Source organism: Asticcacaulis sp., from assembly GCF_047605585.1.
Lineage (GTDB): Bacteria > Pseudomonadota > Alphaproteobacteria > Caulobacterales > Caulobacteraceae > Asticcacaulis.
This window is the reverse complement of the sequence record NZ_JASGFK010000001.1, coordinates 1,079,538-1,093,641: the sequence shown is the minus strand read 5'-3', so window position 1 is coordinate 1,093,641 and position 14,104 is coordinate 1,079,538. Positions and strand designations below refer to the sequence as shown.

Sequence of the window (14,104 nt, the reverse complement as noted above, 5' to 3'; positions counted from 1 at the left end):
CAAGCCTTCAAAGGCTATACACGAACCGGTAGCCGTGCGCCCCACCCTCGGCGATGGTAATGTCCATTGTGCCTATCAGACCCGTCAGTTCATCGGTGCCGCTATCGGGGATAACGACAATGCTCAAGGACGGCTGACCACGGTTCATAAGGCCGTTGTGTTGCAGATAGAAAGAGCCTTTGCGCCCGTTCAGAGTGCCTTCTACCCGCTCGATGGCGACATAACCGGCCGAGCCCGGCACCGTGCCGCCGGCACTCAGCATTTCGCCCGTGCCGGTGGCGGACAGGTCGCCATGATAGGTCTTTTCCAGGGCATGACGCCCCAGCAGGCCGGTCAGTTTGTCGTGCACCGGCTCCGCCGTGCGCTTCACATCGAAGGGGCCGGTGATTTCCGTACTCATTGGCCCGCCTTTTCGAGAACTGCATCCAGCTTGTCGAAGCTGCCGCTCCAGCCAACGCTGCTGCCAAGTTTGACGTGAGCGTCGCGCATCGTCGCCATGGTGAAGGTCTGACGCACGATGACCCGCGTGCCCGCACCTTCGTCGGTGAAGGTGATCAGGGTGCGGATCGGATCGGCATTATAGTCTTCCGCCTTGCCGCCGGCCTCTATGAAACCAGCCTTGACCGCCTCATGCCAGCCTTCCGAATGGCGGCTGGCATCCATGATCATGACCAGACTTTCGTTCGGCACGATCTCGCCGAAATGCCCGCCGATCGGATAGGCCTCGCCATCGGGGCTGTGCATGACCAGCGACATCTCACCGCCTTCGCGCACGTCGATATCGACCGTCGCGGTGAAGCCTTCCGGGCCCCACCATTCCGCCAGCATGACCGGATCGATCCAGGCCATGAAGACCAGCGGCCGCGGCGCATCGAAAAAGCGCGACAGGACAATATCGCTGGCTTCGGTCGTGAAATCGGTCTGATAGGTCATGCGGGCAACGGCGCTTCCAGGCTGATCATCCACGGCGTACCGAAGCGATCCGTGACCATGGCGAAAAGCGGCGTCCAGAAGGTTTCCTGTAACTCCATCTTCACCTCACCGCCCTCGGCAAAGGCGGCATAGATGCGTTTTGCGTCTTCCGGCTCTTTCGGGTTGATCGTCACCATAAAACCGGCCGGCTTGGCGAACATATGCAGCGGCGCATCCGAGCCGGAAATTTCATGATCGCCGACCAGAAGCGTAGCATGCATGACCTTGTCCTTCCACTCCGGCCCGAACACATCCTTCATCGGGCTGTCGCCGTGGGTCTGGATGAAGGTGATCTCGCCACCGAGGGTCTCGGCGTAGAATTTGAAGGCCTCGGCGCAGGTGCCGGGAAAGTTGAGATAGGGGGTGATTTTCATGGGTCGCTTCCTTTATACTTCTGATTTTTGAGAAATAATGTAGGCAATCGCATTATCGATGCCCCAGGCGGTGCCGCGTTCGCGATCTTCAGGCGTCGGATAACCGTCAAGATGCGTCACCTGCTCGGTCAGTTCCAGATGCGTGCCGCCCGCCGCCGGCGTGAATTCCACCGTCACCACCGACACGGAAATCCGCTTGTCGTTGACATACATGTCGTAGGTATAGACGATGCGTTGATCCGGCACGATGTCGCTGTAGCGGCAATGGAAATCGCTGACCTGGCCGGAAGGAAACCGCCCCTTGACCCGTTCCGTGCCGCCTTCGCGAAAATCGAAATGACGTTCAAGCAACTGCCAGTCATTGGGGCCGCGGAACCACGCCGCCTTGGCGTCCGGGTCAGCCCAGGCCAGAAAGGCCAGCGCCGGCGGGGCATCGAAGTCACGCTTGATCGTAAAGTGGTGGTGATGCGTGGAATAACTCATGGTCATTTCTCCGCCGTCTTGAGCGCCGGCCCGGTCATCTCGGTCTCGATGCTGAAATCGACGTCATCGCCTACGCCCATAGTGGTGCCGGGCGCCGGAACGCCATAGCCCATGCCGAAAAGGGAGCGCTTGAGTTTGCCCTTGGCCGAGAAGCCAATGCGCGCATTCGGGTCCATGCCCGCCAGGCCGGGATAGCCGCCATTGAAGGTGACATAGAGGGTGACCGGCCGGGTGACGCCATGGAGGGTCAGGTCACCGGTGACGCGGGCCGTATTGGCGCCCGTCATGTCGATTTTCGTCGAGGTATAGGTGATCTTCGGGAAGCTGGCGGCATCGAAGAACATCTTGCCCATCATCTCGTCATGGAAGCCCTTGGGCGGGCTGTTCAGTTCGAGCGATTGCGGATCGATGGTCGCGCTTAAGGTAGCCGTTTCGGGATGCGCGGGATCGAGCTTCAGCTGCGCATCAATCTTCGTGAAGTGCGCCGTATAGTGCGAGTAGCTGAGATGATCGACCCCGAAGGTCAGGGAGGTATGGGCCGGATCGGTCTTGTAATCACCAGCGGGAATATTGGCCACGGATGGCGCCGCAGAGGCCGAAGCCGAAACCGACTCCGCGGCGGGCTGGTCGGCTTTTTTCGGGGTGCAGGCGGCCAGGTTCAGGGCGCAAAGGCTCAGGACCGTACACGTTATGAGCAGGCGTTTCATAGGTCGTCTCCTTGTCAATTATATGCGTTTAAGCGTGTTCGCTCAGGCGCTTCAGGTTTTCCAGGCCGCGCTCGAAATCCTTGCCGATCAGGTCATCCATGTTCATCAGCGTGCCCATCAGTTTGGACATGAAGGGCGAGGGACCGAACATCGCCCAGGTCACCACCGTGCTGTCGCCAGACGGCTGGAGCAGGAACTCGGCGCTGTTGGTGGCCGGAAATGGCTTGATGAAGTCGAGATTGATCAGCAGGCGATGCGCCGGCGCCGCCTCGCGGATGGTCATTCGGCCCTGGCCGGCCTTGCCGCTTCCCTCCCAGTCATAGACTGCGCCAATACCGGAGGTTTCGCCGCTATAGGTGCGCTTGAGATTGGGGTCGAGCTGCTCCCAGGGCGACCAGTCCTTCCATTGGCGGAAGTCGTCGATATGGCCATAGATGACAGCCGCCGGCGCATTGATGGTCAGGGAGCGCTGCAGGCGGAAATTATTCGGCTTGGTGGCCGCCACGATCAGCAGGGTGGCCACCGCCGCGACGATAAGAATGACAATCAGCATAATCATTTCACGTTTTCCGGAATTTTGTTAAGGTAGGCATCAAGATTGTCCAGCATACCTTGCGTGCCCCCGATGCGATCTTCGAGGTGGTCGACGCCATCGATGAACAGGATCTGCTCGGTCAGCTTGATATGCGAGCCCGTGCCTTGCGTGGAAAATTCCAGCACCTGCTGAGACACGGTGAACAGCCTGTCCGCCATGGTCATGTTGTACTGGTGAATGATGCGCTCATCCGGCAGGATATCGAGGTAGAGCCCGTCATTGGTCATCCATGGCGCCTCGGCATTGGGGCGGCCGCGCCAGTGTTCCCAGCCGCCGACCGTGAAATCGAGCGTGTGCTTGCTGACTTCCCAGGTTGATTCCCCGCCATACCAGATCCGCTTGGCCTCAAGGTTTGTGAAGGCCCAGAAGACAAGCGAAACCGGATGATCGTAACGGCGCTCGACCGTAAAGGTTTCGGGCTTTGCCGCCCGGATGGAACCCGGCTGCATCATGACTTGATCTTCTTGAGATAGGCTTCCAGCTGCATGAAGGTGCCGCCAAAGCCCATCTGCATGCTGGCATGGCCGGCCTTGAAGATGGCGCGTTCCTCTGGCGAGGCATTGATCGGATAGGAGCGGCTTTCATAGATGGTCTTGTCGCCTGCGGGCGTCAGGGTCTGGATCGCCAGCACTTCCAGCGGCCACAGCGGGGCCATCGGGTGGCGCACCGGCACGCCGGCCTCGTTGCAGAACGAGACGACATAGGCCAGCTTGTTCGGCGCTTCGATTTCACGGAAGACCCACTTGCCCCACATGGTGATACCGGTCGGCATCTGCATGCCATAGAGGAAGGTGCCGCCAATCCGAAGGTCCAGGGACTTGACGATCAGCTTCATGCCCGCCGGACCGAACCATTCGGCCAGGTGTTCGGCCTTGGTGCAGACCTCCCAGAACAGGGCCTGCGGCGCATCGAAGGTGCGGGACAGGGTGAAGACCTCGTCTTCGGCGGCGGGCGTTTCCAGGGTCATTTTTTAGTCCTCAGAGGGTTTGCAGGTGGGCTTCGAGCCGGTCGAAATTCTGTTCGTTGGCGGCTTCGAGGAAAGGTGCCAGATTGGGGTCCTGGCCGGGGGCGAAATTCATGATCCAGGTCAGGTCGGTGGCGTTCTCGTCCACCGGATCGAAGCTCATGGTCATGACAAAATCGTGCATCGGCTCGATATGCTGCATGACGATCCGCTCAGGCGAGACTTCGAGGAATTCCTTGATATTATCGAATTCGCGGTCGTTCTCATTGATCATGGTGAACAGCCACCGGCCGCCCACGCGCAGGTCGAAAGTATCGATGCGGTTGGTGAAACCGTGCGGTCCCCACCAGATTTTCAGCTGTTCCGGATCGGCGAAGGCGCCATGGACCTGGGCGGCCGAAAACGGCAGGCGGCGGCGATTGATCACCTTGTAGGCCGGCGTATCGGTTGTCTCAGTCATGTTTCGCTTCCCTCTCCTTAAAGCTTCTCAGATAAACGGCCAAACGATCAAGGCGTGCTTCCCAGATCTGCCTGTAGTACTGCCACCACATATCCACCGCCTCAATTCAAATTAGTTTGTGGGACCGTCGGGCTTCAATGTCTTGAGATAGGCATCGAGACGATCGAAGCGGGCTTCCCACATCTTGCGATACTCACCGATCCAGGCATCGACCTCTTTCAGCGGTTCCGGCTCCAGCTTGCAGGGGCGCCACTGCGCTTCCCGGCCGCGCGAGATCAGCCCGGCCTTTTCCAGTACCTTGAGATGCCTGGAAACCGCCGGCAGGCTCATATCGAACGGCTCAGCCAGTTCGCTGACCGAGGTTTCACCGAGTGACAGGCGGGCCAGTATGGCACGGCGCGTCGGGTCGGCCAAAGCGTTCAGGGTTTGGGACAGGCGATCGGAGGACATGGTGCCGGGCCTCAATTTAACCAATTCGTTAAATAACCTATCGGTTAAATTAATGCCTGAGTCAAATTATAAAACACGGATATCAAAAAAAGTCTCGCCAGCGCCTGTGATACGGACGTGAACTGCATTAAAAACACCGCCTTGAACCCGACGCAAGGAGTCCGCCCATGGGCCGCATGATCACCCTCACCCGCCCGGACGGCGGTTCGCTCGACGCCTATCTCTCCGATATCGATAAATCGCGTCCCTGCGTGATCGTCATCCAGGAATGGTGGGGTCTGAACGACCATATCAAATCGATTGTCGACCGTTTCGAATTCGAAGGGTTCAATGCCCTGGCGCCGGACCTTTATCACGGCCGGATCGCCGCCGATGCCGATGAAGCCAGCCATATGATGAACGGCCTGGATTTCCCCGGTGCGGTACACGAGGATATTTCGGCGGCGCTGGACTATCTGAAGACTCTCAATCCGTCGGTCGCCGTCATAGGCTTCTGCATGGGCGGCGCGCTGGCCATCGGTGCCTCGGCCCGTCTCGATGGCTTCAAGGCCGCGGTCTGTTTCTATGGCGTTCCACCGAAAGCCTTTGCCGACCCGGCCGACATCAAAATTCCCTTCCAGGGCCATTTCGGCAAGAAGGACGACTGGGTGACGCCGGCCGTCGTGGCCGATATCGAAACCGCTATGACCGCCGCCGGCAACACGCCTGAAATCTACAGTTACGATGCCGATCACGCCTTCTTCAACAAGACGCGCCCGGAAGTCTATGACGCGCAGGCCTCCGAACAGGCCTGGACACGGATGATGGCCTTCCTGCGCGCGAAGCTGTAGCCGATTGACCTTTCCGGTTTTTGGGATTAGGCCAAAACGCAAACGGGGACTGGCGTTATCGTCCTAGCGAAGAGGCATTTGACTTGACCGTATTTTACCACGAAGGCGATCTGCCGGACGGACTCAACCTGGGGCCGGCCGTTGCCATTGATTCCGAGACCATGGGCCTGCGCTTCCGCCGCGATCCCCTCTGCGTCGTCCAGCTCTCCGCCGGTGACGGCCATGCCCATGTCGTGCGCATGGACCGCGCATCTTACAATTGCCCGAACCTGAAAAAGCTGCTGGCCGATCCGGCCGTGCTCAAGCTGTTCCATTTCGGCCGCTTCGATATGGCCATGTTCGAACTGCATCTCGGCGTTACCACGGCTCCGGTCTACTGCACCAAGATCGCCTCCAAGCTGGCGCGCACCTATACCGACCGCCACGGCCTGAAAGACCTGACCCGCGAACTGCTGGCGGTCGATCTGTCCAAGGCGCAGCAAAGCTCGGACTGGGGACAGGCCAACCTGTCGCCGGAACAGCTGGCCTATGCCGCCTCCGACGTGCTGCACCTGCATGCCCTGAAAGAAAAGCTGGACATCATGCTGGCGCGCGAGGGCCGCGACCATCTGGCGAAGGCCGCAATGGAATTTCTGCCGCACCGCGTCAAACTGGATTTGGCAGGGTGGGAAGATTGCGATATCTTCGCCCATAGCTGGGCATAGCCCGCCCCAAGGTATCCGATGACCCTGACCGAGCTTCATGAACCACTCCAGCCGCTTGGCGTGGCCGCACCGATAGATCTGGAGGCCGAGACCGCCGAGCGCCACGTTCGGCTGGCGCAACAGGTCGCCGCCGTGCGCCGTCGCTCGCGCCTGATCCATCTGCTGCGCCGGCTGCTGCCGGGTCTGATCATCGCGCTCGGCGTGTTCAATGTTGGCTGGATCGGCATCCAGACCCTCATCAATTCGCTGAATGTCTATGGCGGCAATCTCGATGAGATTCGTTACACCAACCCGCGCTATTACGGACAGGGTGACAATGGCGACCGTTATGTCATCAGCGGCCTTGAGGCGGTCCGCAAGGGCATGAACGCTACAAAGATCAGCCTCAAGGCGCCAAACATGGAATTCCGCAGCGACGATACCGAGCGCCCCACCAAGGTATCAGCCGCCAATGGCGTTTTCGACCAGACCACCAATAAATTCACCATGACCGGCCACGTGGTGATCGAAGCCGGCGGATCGGATTTCGTGCTGCGTACGGAGAAGGCCATTGTCGATATCGATAAATCGATTGTCTATGGCGACAAACACGTTGAAGGAGACGGCACGGCGGGGCATATAGTGGGGGAATCCTTCCTTGTGATGGACAAGGGCCGCTCCATCGATGTCAAGGGCAGAGGCGATACAAAGGCCTGGGCCTTGATAAAGGAATAACCGGACTAACGAGCGGCCACGGGCGGCCCAAAGCCGCACAGACCGCTATCAAAGGGACAGCGACGGAATGAAAAGGCAAAAGCTTGTGATGGCAATGTGCGCGGCCGGAATTGGCGCCGCTTGCTTGGCGGCTATCGGCGTATCCCACGCACAGGTTTCGGGCAGCGACAGCCCGGTCCTGGTCGGCGGCGATTCCATGCACATGGATGAACTGGCCCACACCCAGACCGTTACTGGCCGGGTGGAAGTTACCCAGGACGATGCCCGCCTGCGTGCCGACAAGGTGGTCATTACCCGCCAGCCCGGTCCGAACGGCAAGGGCTTTGGGGAAGTTATCACCATGGTCGCCACCGGCAATATCTATTATGTCACCTCCGACAGCACGATGAAGGGCGACCTGGCGGTCTATACCAAGGCCACCGATCAGATGGTCGTTACCGGCGATGTCATCCTGACCCAGAACCAGAACGTTACCACCGGCACCCGCCTCGTCTATGATCTGACGCAAAAAACGACCAATTTCGATGCCGATGCCGGCAGCGGCCGTGTGAAGGCCGTCATCTATTCGGACAAGAAGTAAGCCTATGTTTGCCGCCGAAGAGCTTAACCCGTCCGCCCATCCCGATGCCGCCAACGAAGGCATTGTGGTCGAAGGGATTGGCAAGACCTACAAGGAACGCGCCGTCGTCAAGAGCGTCAATCTCAGGCTCGGACGTGGCGAAGTCGTAGGTCTGCTCGGTCCGAACGGTGCAGGCAAGACGACCTGCTTCTACATGATCACGGGCCTGGTCGAAGCCGATTACGGCACCATTCGCCTCGATGGCCAGGACATCACGCACCAGCCGATGTACCAGCGCGCGCGCATGGGTGTGGGCTATCTGCCGCAGGAGGCCTCGATCTTTCGCGGCATGTCGGTGGAACAGAACATCCTGGCCGTGCTCGAACTGAATGAAAAAGACCCGGCCAAGGTGCGCGAGGACGTCACCCGCCTGCTGGAAGAACTGCGTATCACCCATATCCGCCACTCCCCGGCTACCGCCCTTTCCGGCGGTGAGCGCCGCCGCGTCGAAATCGCCCGCGCACTGGCCGGCAAGCCCTCCTTCATGCTGCTGGATGAGCCCTTTGCCGGTATCGACCCTCTGGCCATCTCCGACATCCGCGAAGTGGTCATGTACCTGAAAAGCCGCGGCATCGGCATACTGATCACCGACCACAATGTCCGCGAAACGCTCGATCTCGTCGATCGCGCCTCGATCATTCATTCCGGTGAAGTACTCTTCGAAGGTACGGCCGAGCAGATCACTCACGATCCTGAAGTCAAGCGCGTCTATCTCGGTGAATCCTTCAACTAGGCTTCGCCTAAACATCGGATCGCTGGGCATAATTTGCCGATTTATGACCGCGCATTAACCATTCGACAGCATTTGTTAACGCAGAATGGCAGCTGATTTTCACATGGCTGCCGCAAAAATTGCCGGGGCTAAAGAAATATAGACGATTTGCGGCCAGTATGACGCAAACGGTCTATTCAGTTGGCGCGCAATCCGGAAAGTGGCGACCACTTTTCGGATTGCGCTTAAAGGCTCTCAATGGCGCTCGGTCAAAGGTTAGAACTCAAGCAAGGTCAGGGGCTGGTCATCACCCCTCAGTTGCAGCAGGCGATCAAGCTGCTGCAATTGTCGAACCTTGAGCTTGAGGCGGTGATCGAGACCGAACTGGAACGCAATCCCCTGCTCCAGCGCGATGACAGCGACCCCGCAGGCGAGGTCAGCGAACCGCGCGAAGCCGAGCCTTCGGGCGAAACCGGCGAATCCCGCGAACTGGAGCTCGGCGACCGCGACACCGTAACCGCCAATGCCGATCTCGACGCCTCGGCCTCCGATGTCTATGGCGATGACGAGCCGGTCGTGCGCGAACGCGAATCGCAAACCGCTGATGCCGGCGAAGGCCCGATGGTCGACTGGTCAAAGGCCGGCAAGGGTGGCAGCGGCTATGACGGCGACGACGACAGCCTGGAGCGCGCCCTCAGCCGTGAAAAGACCCTTACCGAACACCTGACCGACCAGGCCCTGATCGCCCATTTCAGTGCGCCGGAAATGGCCATCGCGCAGATCCTGATCGATGCGGTCGATGAAGCGGGTTACATGCGCGCCTCGCTGGCTGAAATCGCCGATCGCCTGGGCTGCGAACTGGAACTGGTCGAAAAGGTGCTGACCGCCTGCCAGGGCTTCGAGCCCACCGGCATCATGGCCACCAGCGTGCCGGAATGCCTGAAGCTACAGCTGATCGAGCGCAATCGCTTCGATCCGGCCATGGCTGCCCTGATCGACAATCTCGAACTGCTGGCCCGCCGCGATCTGTCGGCCCTGCGCAAGGCCTGCGGCGTTGATGATGAAGACCTGGCCGAGATGATCGCCGAGCTGAAATCGCTTAATCCCCGCCCCGGCGCCGCCTTTGGTGCCGAACCTTCCCAGGCCGTGGTGCCGGATGTCTTCGTGCGTCCGGATTCCGCCGGCGGCTGGCGCATCGACCTCAATTCCGATACCCTGCCGCGCGTTCTGGTCGACCAGAAATACCACGCCAAGGTGGCGACCTCGGCCCGTTCCGATGCGGAAAAGACCTATCTCAGCGAATGCCTGAACCAGGCCAACTGGCTGATCAAGAGCCTGGACCAGCGCGCCCGCACCATCCTCAAGGTGTCGGCCGAAATCGTCCGCCAGCAGGATGCCTTCTTCGTCTATGGCGTCGAATATCTGCGCCCGCTGAACCTGAAAACCGTGGCCGATGCCGTGGGCATGCACGAATCGACCATTTCGCGTGTGACCTCCAATAAGTATGTCGCCACCCCACGTGGCGTCTTCGAGCTGAAGTTCTTTTTCACCTCGTCCATCGCCTCGAATGACGGCACCTCGGCCCATTCGGCGGAGGCTGTGCGTCACAAGATCAAGACCCTCATTGACGGCGAAAAGACCTCCGGCGAGATCCTTTCGGATGACCGGATCGTCGAAATTCTGAAGGAAGCCGGGGTCGATATCGCCCGCCGCACCGTGGCCAAATATCGCGAGGCCCTGCGCATTCCTTCGTCCGTAGAACGCAAGCGGCAAAGTCGATAATCACCCGACAGGCGTCTTCGCGGCGACAGTATGCGCGCGAAATTGGTAAATAGTCCATAATAATCAAGGTGAATGGGGCGCCCATATGACGCAGCCCCTACACATTTTATTGACTTCCCATTGTCACGCAGAGGCGTAAGCTTCTCCTGTCCGCCGCCAAAATGGCGGACACTCATTTGCCGCCGGCTCCTCCAGATCGGCGACGGTTCTTTTGTTTTTTAAGAACGGAGCGACATATCGCTATGCAAGTTCAAGTCAATGGAAAACAGGTTGAAGTCGGTGAGGCTCTGCGCGAGCGCATCGAAACGCAGTTGACTCAAGGTATCTCCAAGTATTTTGAGCGCGGCGGCGATGCCGAAGTCACCATTTCGAAGCAGGGTTATCTCTTCAAGGCGGATTGCTGGATACGACTGGCGTCGGGACAGACGCTCGTATCGCACGCCTTCGGCGGGGATGCCCATACCGCTTTTGACGGAACCCTGGACAATATGGAAAAGCGGGTCCGCCGCTACAAGAACCGCCTGAAGCAGCATCATAACGGCACGCCGGCCAAGGAGGAAACGGCGAATGTGACGGTGCTGCGCGCCTTCGATGACGATGGCGAGGCCGAGGTCGAGCTGGATGACGGCATGGACCACAGCTCGCCCCCACATTCCATGATCATCGCCGAAACCGAGACGGCGCTGCGCACCATGACGGTCTCCACCGCCGTGGCGGAGATGGAACTGTCCAACTATCCGGCCATCATGTTCCGCAATGCGGCCCATGGCGGCCTGTCGGTCATCTATCGCCGTCCGGACGGCAATATCGGCTGGATCGACCCTGAACGCACCCGCGCCAAGGTCACCACTCAGTAACCGATAAGAACAGGTATCCGGGGAACGACGAACGCGATCGCGCCAGCCTTGTCACGAGAGTCGCTTGACCTTCGGGTTGTGCTTCTCTATGGCAAGGCTGCACCGCGACCCGGTCGCCGCGTGAGGCTAATGGGGAAGCCGTAATGACGACCACGGATTTATCATGTTCCTGACCACCCTGCTGGATCGCCGCGCCATACTCGGCAATGTCAGCGTCAATTCCAAGCGCCAGGCGCTTCAGATGGTGGCGGACGTAGCCGCACGCCTGCTGGCCGTCGATGCCACCGAAGTGCATCAGGCCCTGCTCGATCGCGAAAAGCTGGGCTCGACCGGCGTTGGCCTGGGTGTCGCTGTGCCCCATGCCGAAATCCGTGGCCTGGAGCGCATGCACGGTATTTTCGTGCGCCTCGATAACCCCGTCGATTACGATTCCATCGATGACATGCCTGTGGATTTGATCTTCGCCCTGCTGGCGCCGGAAAATGCCGGCACCGAGCACCTGCGCGCCCTGGCCAAGGTATCGCGCGTCCTGCGTCAGAAGGACCTGCGCGAACAGCTGCGCAAGACGGAAAATACTGACGCGCTCTACGCCCTGCTGACCGATATCGCGGATTCGAACGCCGCTTAATCCGTTATCTCGATCGGAATAATCCTGACCTCATCGCTTGGCGCGGGCCGGGCGAGATCGATATGCAGCAGCCCATAGGCCAGGCTGGCCCTTATGATTTCCAGCCCATCGCTCAAGACGAAGGCGCGATTGAAGCCGCGCAAGGCAATGCCGCGATGCAGATAGTCACGTTCGGGCGCCTCGCCGGTGCGGTCACGCGAAGCCGAAACGGTCAGGTGCGCGCCCTTGACCTCGATGCGCAGCTGATCGGCGGTAAAACCGGCCACGGCAATGCTGATCCGGATATGATCCGGGCTCAAGGCCTCGACATTATAGGGCGGGTAATTGTCATGGCTGCGGCCGACACGCTCGATCAGCAGCCGCATGTCGTCAAAACCCAGCAAAAACGGGCTGTCAAAAACCACGGTCCGCGTCATCAGCACCCTCACTCTATAAGGTGTGATATGGGCCTTCTAACCCAGAGATTCAAGAAAGTCCGTGATGGCCGTGCGCGCCTGCGGCTCGGTCAGCTGGGGCGCATGGCCGACATTGTCGATATCGACGCGTTGCACGTCCTTGGAGACCACCATCTTTTTCGCCTCGGGGGCATCGAGCACATCCGACAGGGCGCCACGCAGCAGCAATATCTTGCGGCCATGCGCCAGGCTGGCATAGCAGGGGGCCATGTCATAGGCGGCTTCGCCGACCGTAAGTCCTTTGAAGGCATCGGTAATACGCGGATCATAGGCCAGGTGCAGATTGCCGTCGCGCCCCTTGCGGAAAACGCGGCGGGCAAATTTCAGCCAGTCCGCCGAGGTATGGCCGGGAAAGACCATGCGATACTGTTCGGCGACAAAAGCACTGGCATCCTGCCAGTTGCGCATCGCCCGGCGCGGCATGGCGGCGAGGGCCGAAATCCGCGCCAGTCCCTTCGACGCCAGAGTCGGGCCGATATCGTTGAGTATGGCCGCCTTGATCAGGTTGGGCCGCAGGGTGGAAAGCACCATAGTCACCAAACCGCCCATCGAATTGCCGATGAAGATTGCCTGACCGATGCCGAAGGCGTCGCAGAGCTGCAGGATATCCCGGGCATAGGTCCACAGATGATAATCGAGTACGTTGGGATCGTTTTCCGACAGGCCGCGTCCGCGAAAATCCGGCACGATAACGCGGCGGTCGAGCGCGGCAATATAAGGTGCCACCTCCTCGAAATCACAAGAATTGCGCGTCAGGCCATGCAGGCAGATTACCGGCAGGCGCACCCGCCCGGCCGCAGCGGGGTAATCGCGGGCATACATGCGCAGGCCATCTTCGGTGAGCCACCAGCGGTCCTGATAGGCCGGGCCCTTTTTCAGCACACCACCGATCGCGGCGCCCAGATCGGGCACAACGTCCGGCGCATGGCCTAAGCCCTGAAGCGTGTCCTTGAGATTGATCAATCTGCCCGCCCGTATTTATGGGGTACGCTGTCGTTCTTTAACGCGCATCTTAATCCGAAAAGTGCAGCACACTTTTTGGGATGCGCTCGAAATCTTAACATCACTTCGCGCCCCAATCATGAAGAAAATGCAAACGCCCTGACAGGACTTTCCCCTGATGCTTGCTTTTCAGGCGTTTTGCCGCTATCTGAGCCATCGAGCCGGCAGGACGGCTCAGCCCCGCGAAAGACGTTTACGTCCTCCTGCTGCAAGACCTTGCTGCTCATAATCTGCTCTTTTGTGGCTTTCCGGGATGGGGAAAAGCCTTTGTACAAAGGAGATTTTTCATGCCCGATACGCATGACCTCAAACCCATCGACCAGTATAAACGCGACGCCGCCCGACTGCTGAAAGCCGCGCGCGCCGATGACGCCACGGCGCGTGACCGCTTCCGCCACCTGGAAAACGCCCCCGCCGGCCTGCAGCTCAAGCACGCCCTGACCGTGATCGCCCACGAGGCCGGTTTCCCGACCTGGACAGCGCTGAAGAACGCCGCAGAAGAGGTCGATTTTTCCGAAATCTTCGCTGCACCCGGTTTGAAGGACTCGATCAATCACTGGTTTCGCAATTACGAGGAGGCCAGGGCGCATCAGGCGGCTCATGGCGGTGTCCTGCTGCCCTACCGCCAGCAGGCCTTCGTGACCTCGCTCGAAATCCTGCCGCGTCTGGGTTACGAGAAAGATGATCCCGACTGGGCCGAAATCGGCTACGACTTCATCCATCCGGCCTCCGAAGCCGCCCTGGCACGCATCAAGACGCGCCTGTCACGCCGCCTGACGGCCAAGTTCTGAGGAGG

Annotated in this window: 21 protein-coding genes; 9 read left to right on the top strand and 12 right to left on the bottom strand. The window is 59.7% G+C overall.

Annotation, left to right across the window (positions count from 1 at the left end; translation table 11 throughout):
• Positions 1 to 7 precede the first annotated feature (7 nt).
• The 10 genes from QM647_RS05170 to QM647_RS05125 form a co-directional block, all read right to left on the bottom strand.
• A complete protein-coding gene (locus tag QM647_RS05170) occupies positions 8 to 400 on the bottom strand; it encodes a DUF3224 domain-containing protein (protein WP_414994405.1) in 393 nt (130 codons plus the stop codon).
• Positions 397 to 933, bottom strand: coding sequence for an SRPBCC domain-containing protein (locus QM647_RS05165; RefSeq protein WP_414994404.1), 537 nt, complete (start codon positions 931 to 933; stop codon positions 397 to 399). Before QM647_RS05165 ends, QM647_RS05170 begins: the two co-directional genes overlap by 4 nt.
• Positions 930 to 1,346: a VOC family protein gene (locus QM647_RS05160; protein ID WP_414994403.1), complete on the bottom strand. Its 417-nt coding sequence runs from the start codon at positions 1,344 to 1,346 to the stop codon at positions 930 to 932. The genes QM647_RS05165 and QM647_RS05160 overlap by 4 nt, the downstream gene beginning before the upstream one ends.
• A gap of 12 nt (positions 1,347 to 1,358) precedes the next feature.
• Entirely contained in the window at positions 1,359 to 1,829 is a 471-nt protein-coding gene (locus tag QM647_RS05155) for an SRPBCC family protein (protein ID WP_414994402.1), read from the bottom strand.
• Between the two features lie 2 nt (positions 1,830 to 1,831).
• Positions 1,832 to 2,536, bottom strand: a complete 705-nt coding sequence (locus QM647_RS05150) for a YceI family protein (protein WP_414994401.1) — start codon at positions 2,534 to 2,536, stop codon at positions 1,832 to 1,834.
• A 28-nt stretch (positions 2,537 to 2,564) separates the two neighbouring features.
• Complete coding sequence (locus tag QM647_RS05145; protein ID WP_414994400.1) at positions 2,565 to 3,095, bottom strand: SRPBCC family protein; 531 nt, start codon at positions 3,093 to 3,095, stop codon at positions 2,565 to 2,567.
• Entirely contained in the window at positions 3,092 to 3,583 is a 492-nt protein-coding gene (locus QM647_RS05140; RefSeq protein WP_414994399.1) for an SRPBCC domain-containing protein, read from the bottom strand. Before QM647_RS05140 ends, QM647_RS05145 begins: the two co-directional genes overlap by 4 nt.
• Positions 3,580 to 4,098, bottom strand: coding sequence for an SRPBCC family protein (locus QM647_RS05135; RefSeq protein WP_414994398.1), 519 nt, complete (start codon positions 4,096 to 4,098; stop codon positions 3,580 to 3,582). The genes QM647_RS05140 and QM647_RS05135 overlap by 4 nt, the downstream gene beginning before the upstream one ends.
• A gap of 10 nt (positions 4,099 to 4,108) precedes the next feature.
• Positions 4,109 to 4,555 (bottom strand): SRPBCC domain-containing protein, encoded by a 447-nt coding sequence (locus tag QM647_RS05130; RefSeq protein ID WP_414994397.1) that lies wholly within the window; start codon positions 4,553 to 4,555, stop codon positions 4,109 to 4,111.
• 111 nt (positions 4,556 to 4,666) lie between these two features.
• On the bottom strand, positions 4,667 to 5,005 hold the full coding sequence (locus QM647_RS05125) for an ArsR/SmtB family transcription factor (protein ID WP_414994396.1): 339 nt from the start codon (positions 5,003 to 5,005) through the stop codon (positions 4,667 to 4,669).
• Between the two features lie 167 nt (positions 5,006 to 5,172).
• On the opposite strand from QM647_RS05125, the gene QM647_RS05120 reads away from it, so the two are divergent.
• The 8 genes from QM647_RS05120 to ptsN all read left to right on the top strand — a co-directional run bounded on the left by QM647_RS05120 (position 5,173) and on the right by ptsN (position 11,851).
• On the top strand, positions 5,173 to 5,835 hold the full coding sequence (locus tag QM647_RS05120; protein ID WP_414994395.1) for a dienelactone hydrolase family protein: 663 nt from the start codon (positions 5,173 to 5,175) through the stop codon (positions 5,833 to 5,835).
• 83 nt (positions 5,836 to 5,918) lie between these two features.
• Positions 5,919 to 6,539: a ribonuclease D gene (locus QM647_RS05115; protein ID WP_414994394.1), complete on the top strand. Its 621-nt coding sequence runs from the start codon at positions 5,919 to 5,921 to the stop codon at positions 6,537 to 6,539.
• An 18-nt stretch (positions 6,540 to 6,557) separates the two neighbouring features.
• Complete coding sequence (lptC, locus tag QM647_RS05110) at positions 6,558 to 7,253, top strand: LPS export ABC transporter periplasmic protein LptC (protein WP_414994393.1); 696 nt, start codon at positions 6,558 to 6,560, stop codon at positions 7,251 to 7,253.
• Between the two features lie 124 nt (positions 7,254 to 7,377).
• On the top strand, positions 7,378 to 7,833 hold the full coding sequence (lptA, locus tag QM647_RS05105) for a lipopolysaccharide transport periplasmic protein LptA (protein ID WP_414994392.1): 456 nt from the start codon (positions 7,378 to 7,380) through the stop codon (positions 7,831 to 7,833).
• Positions 7,834 to 7,837: 4 nt separating this feature from the next.
• Positions 7,838 to 8,605 (top strand): LPS export ABC transporter ATP-binding protein, encoded by a 768-nt coding sequence (gene lptB, locus QM647_RS05100; RefSeq protein WP_414994391.1) that lies wholly within the window; start codon positions 7,838 to 7,840, stop codon positions 8,603 to 8,605.
• A gap of 237 nt (positions 8,606 to 8,842) precedes the next feature.
• Positions 8,843 to 10,366, top strand: a complete 1,524-nt coding sequence (gene rpoN / locus QM647_RS05095; RefSeq protein WP_414994390.1) for an RNA polymerase factor sigma-54 — start codon at positions 8,843 to 8,845, stop codon at positions 10,364 to 10,366.
• A 242-nt stretch (positions 10,367 to 10,608) separates the two neighbouring features.
• Positions 10,609 to 11,223 (top strand): ribosome hibernation-promoting factor, HPF/YfiA family, encoded by a 615-nt coding sequence (gene hpf / locus QM647_RS05090; protein WP_414994389.1) that lies wholly within the window; start codon positions 10,609 to 10,611, stop codon positions 11,221 to 11,223.
• Positions 11,224 to 11,386: 163 nt separating this feature from the next.
• A complete protein-coding gene (ptsN, locus tag QM647_RS05085; RefSeq protein ID WP_414994388.1) occupies positions 11,387 to 11,851 on the top strand; it encodes a PTS IIA-like nitrogen regulatory protein PtsN in 465 nt (154 codons plus the stop codon).
• Here the strand turns inward: ptsN and QM647_RS05080 are convergent.
• Entirely contained in the window at positions 11,848 to 12,267 is a 420-nt protein-coding gene (locus QM647_RS05080; RefSeq protein ID WP_414994387.1) for an Hsp20 family protein, read from the bottom strand. The genes ptsN and QM647_RS05080 overlap by 4 nt on opposite strands.
• 36 nt (positions 12,268 to 12,303) lie before the next feature.
• The gene (locus tag QM647_RS05075) at positions 12,304 to 13,269 is read right to left on the bottom strand and encodes an alpha/beta fold hydrolase (protein WP_414994386.1); all 966 of its coding nucleotides are present in this window, start codon (positions 13,267 to 13,269) and stop codon (positions 12,304 to 12,306) included.
• Between the two features lie 326 nt (positions 13,270 to 13,595).
• Here QM647_RS05075 and QM647_RS05070 point away from each other — a divergent pair, with 326 nt between their 5' ends.
• On the top strand, positions 13,596 to 14,099 hold the full coding sequence (locus QM647_RS05070; protein ID WP_414994385.1) for a hypothetical protein: 504 nt from the start codon (positions 13,596 to 13,598) through the stop codon (positions 14,097 to 14,099).
• Positions 14,100 to 14,104: the final 5 nt, after the last annotated feature.

Coding starts and splice junctions, on each gene's coding strand:
- QM647_RS05170 (WP_414994405.1), bottom strand. CDS start 400: ATGAGTACGGAAATCACCGGCCCCTTCGATGTGAAGCGCACGGCGGAG.
- QM647_RS05165 (WP_414994404.1), bottom strand. CDS start 933: ATGACCTATCAGACCGATTTCACGACCGAAGCCAGCGATATTGTCCTG.
- QM647_RS05160 (WP_414994403.1), bottom strand. CDS start 1,346: ATGAAAATCACCCCCTATCTCAACTTTCCCGGCACCTGCGCCGAGGCC.
- QM647_RS05155 (WP_414994402.1), bottom strand. CDS start 1,829: ATGAGTTATTCCACGCATCACCACCACTTTACGATCAAGCGTGACTTC.
- QM647_RS05150 (WP_414994401.1), bottom strand. CDS start 2,536: ATGAAACGCCTGCTCATAACGTGTACGGTCCTGAGCCTTTGCGCCCTG.
- QM647_RS05145 (WP_414994400.1), bottom strand. CDS start 3,095: ATGATTATGCTGATTGTCATTCTTATCGTCGCGGCGGTGGCCACCCTG.
- QM647_RS05140 (WP_414994399.1), bottom strand. CDS start 3,583: ATGATGCAGCCGGGTTCCATCCGGGCGGCAAAGCCCGAAACCTTTACG.
- QM647_RS05135 (WP_414994398.1), bottom strand. CDS start 4,098: ATGACCCTGGAAACGCCCGCCGCCGAAGACGAGGTCTTCACCCTGTCC.
- QM647_RS05130 (WP_414994397.1), bottom strand. CDS start 4,555: ATGACTGAGACAACCGATACGCCGGCCTACAAGGTGATCAATCGCCGC.
- QM647_RS05125 (WP_414994396.1), bottom strand. CDS start 5,005: ATGTCCTCCGATCGCCTGTCCCAAACCCTGAACGCTTTGGCCGACCCG.
- QM647_RS05120 (WP_414994395.1), top strand. CDS start 5,173: ATGGGCCGCATGATCACCCTCACCCGCCCGGACGGCGGTTCGCTCGAC.
- lptC (WP_414994393.1), top strand. CDS start 6,558: ATGACCCTGACCGAGCTTCATGAACCACTCCAGCCGCTTGGCGTGGCC.
- lptB (WP_414994391.1), top strand. CDS start 7,838: ATGTTTGCCGCCGAAGAGCTTAACCCGTCCGCCCATCCCGATGCCGCC.
- rpoN (WP_414994390.1), top strand. CDS start 8,843: ATGGCGCTCGGTCAAAGGTTAGAACTCAAGCAAGGTCAGGGGCTGGTC.
- hpf (WP_414994389.1), top strand. CDS start 10,609: ATGCAAGTTCAAGTCAATGGAAAACAGGTTGAAGTCGGTGAGGCTCTG.
- ptsN (WP_414994388.1), top strand. CDS start 11,387: ATGTTCCTGACCACCCTGCTGGATCGCCGCGCCATACTCGGCAATGTC.
- QM647_RS05080 (WP_414994387.1), bottom strand. CDS start 12,267: ATGACGCGGACCGTGGTTTTTGACAGCCCGTTTTTGCTGGGTTTTGAC.
- QM647_RS05070 (WP_414994385.1), top strand. CDS start 13,596: ATGCCCGATACGCATGACCTCAAACCCATCGACCAGTATAAACGCGAC.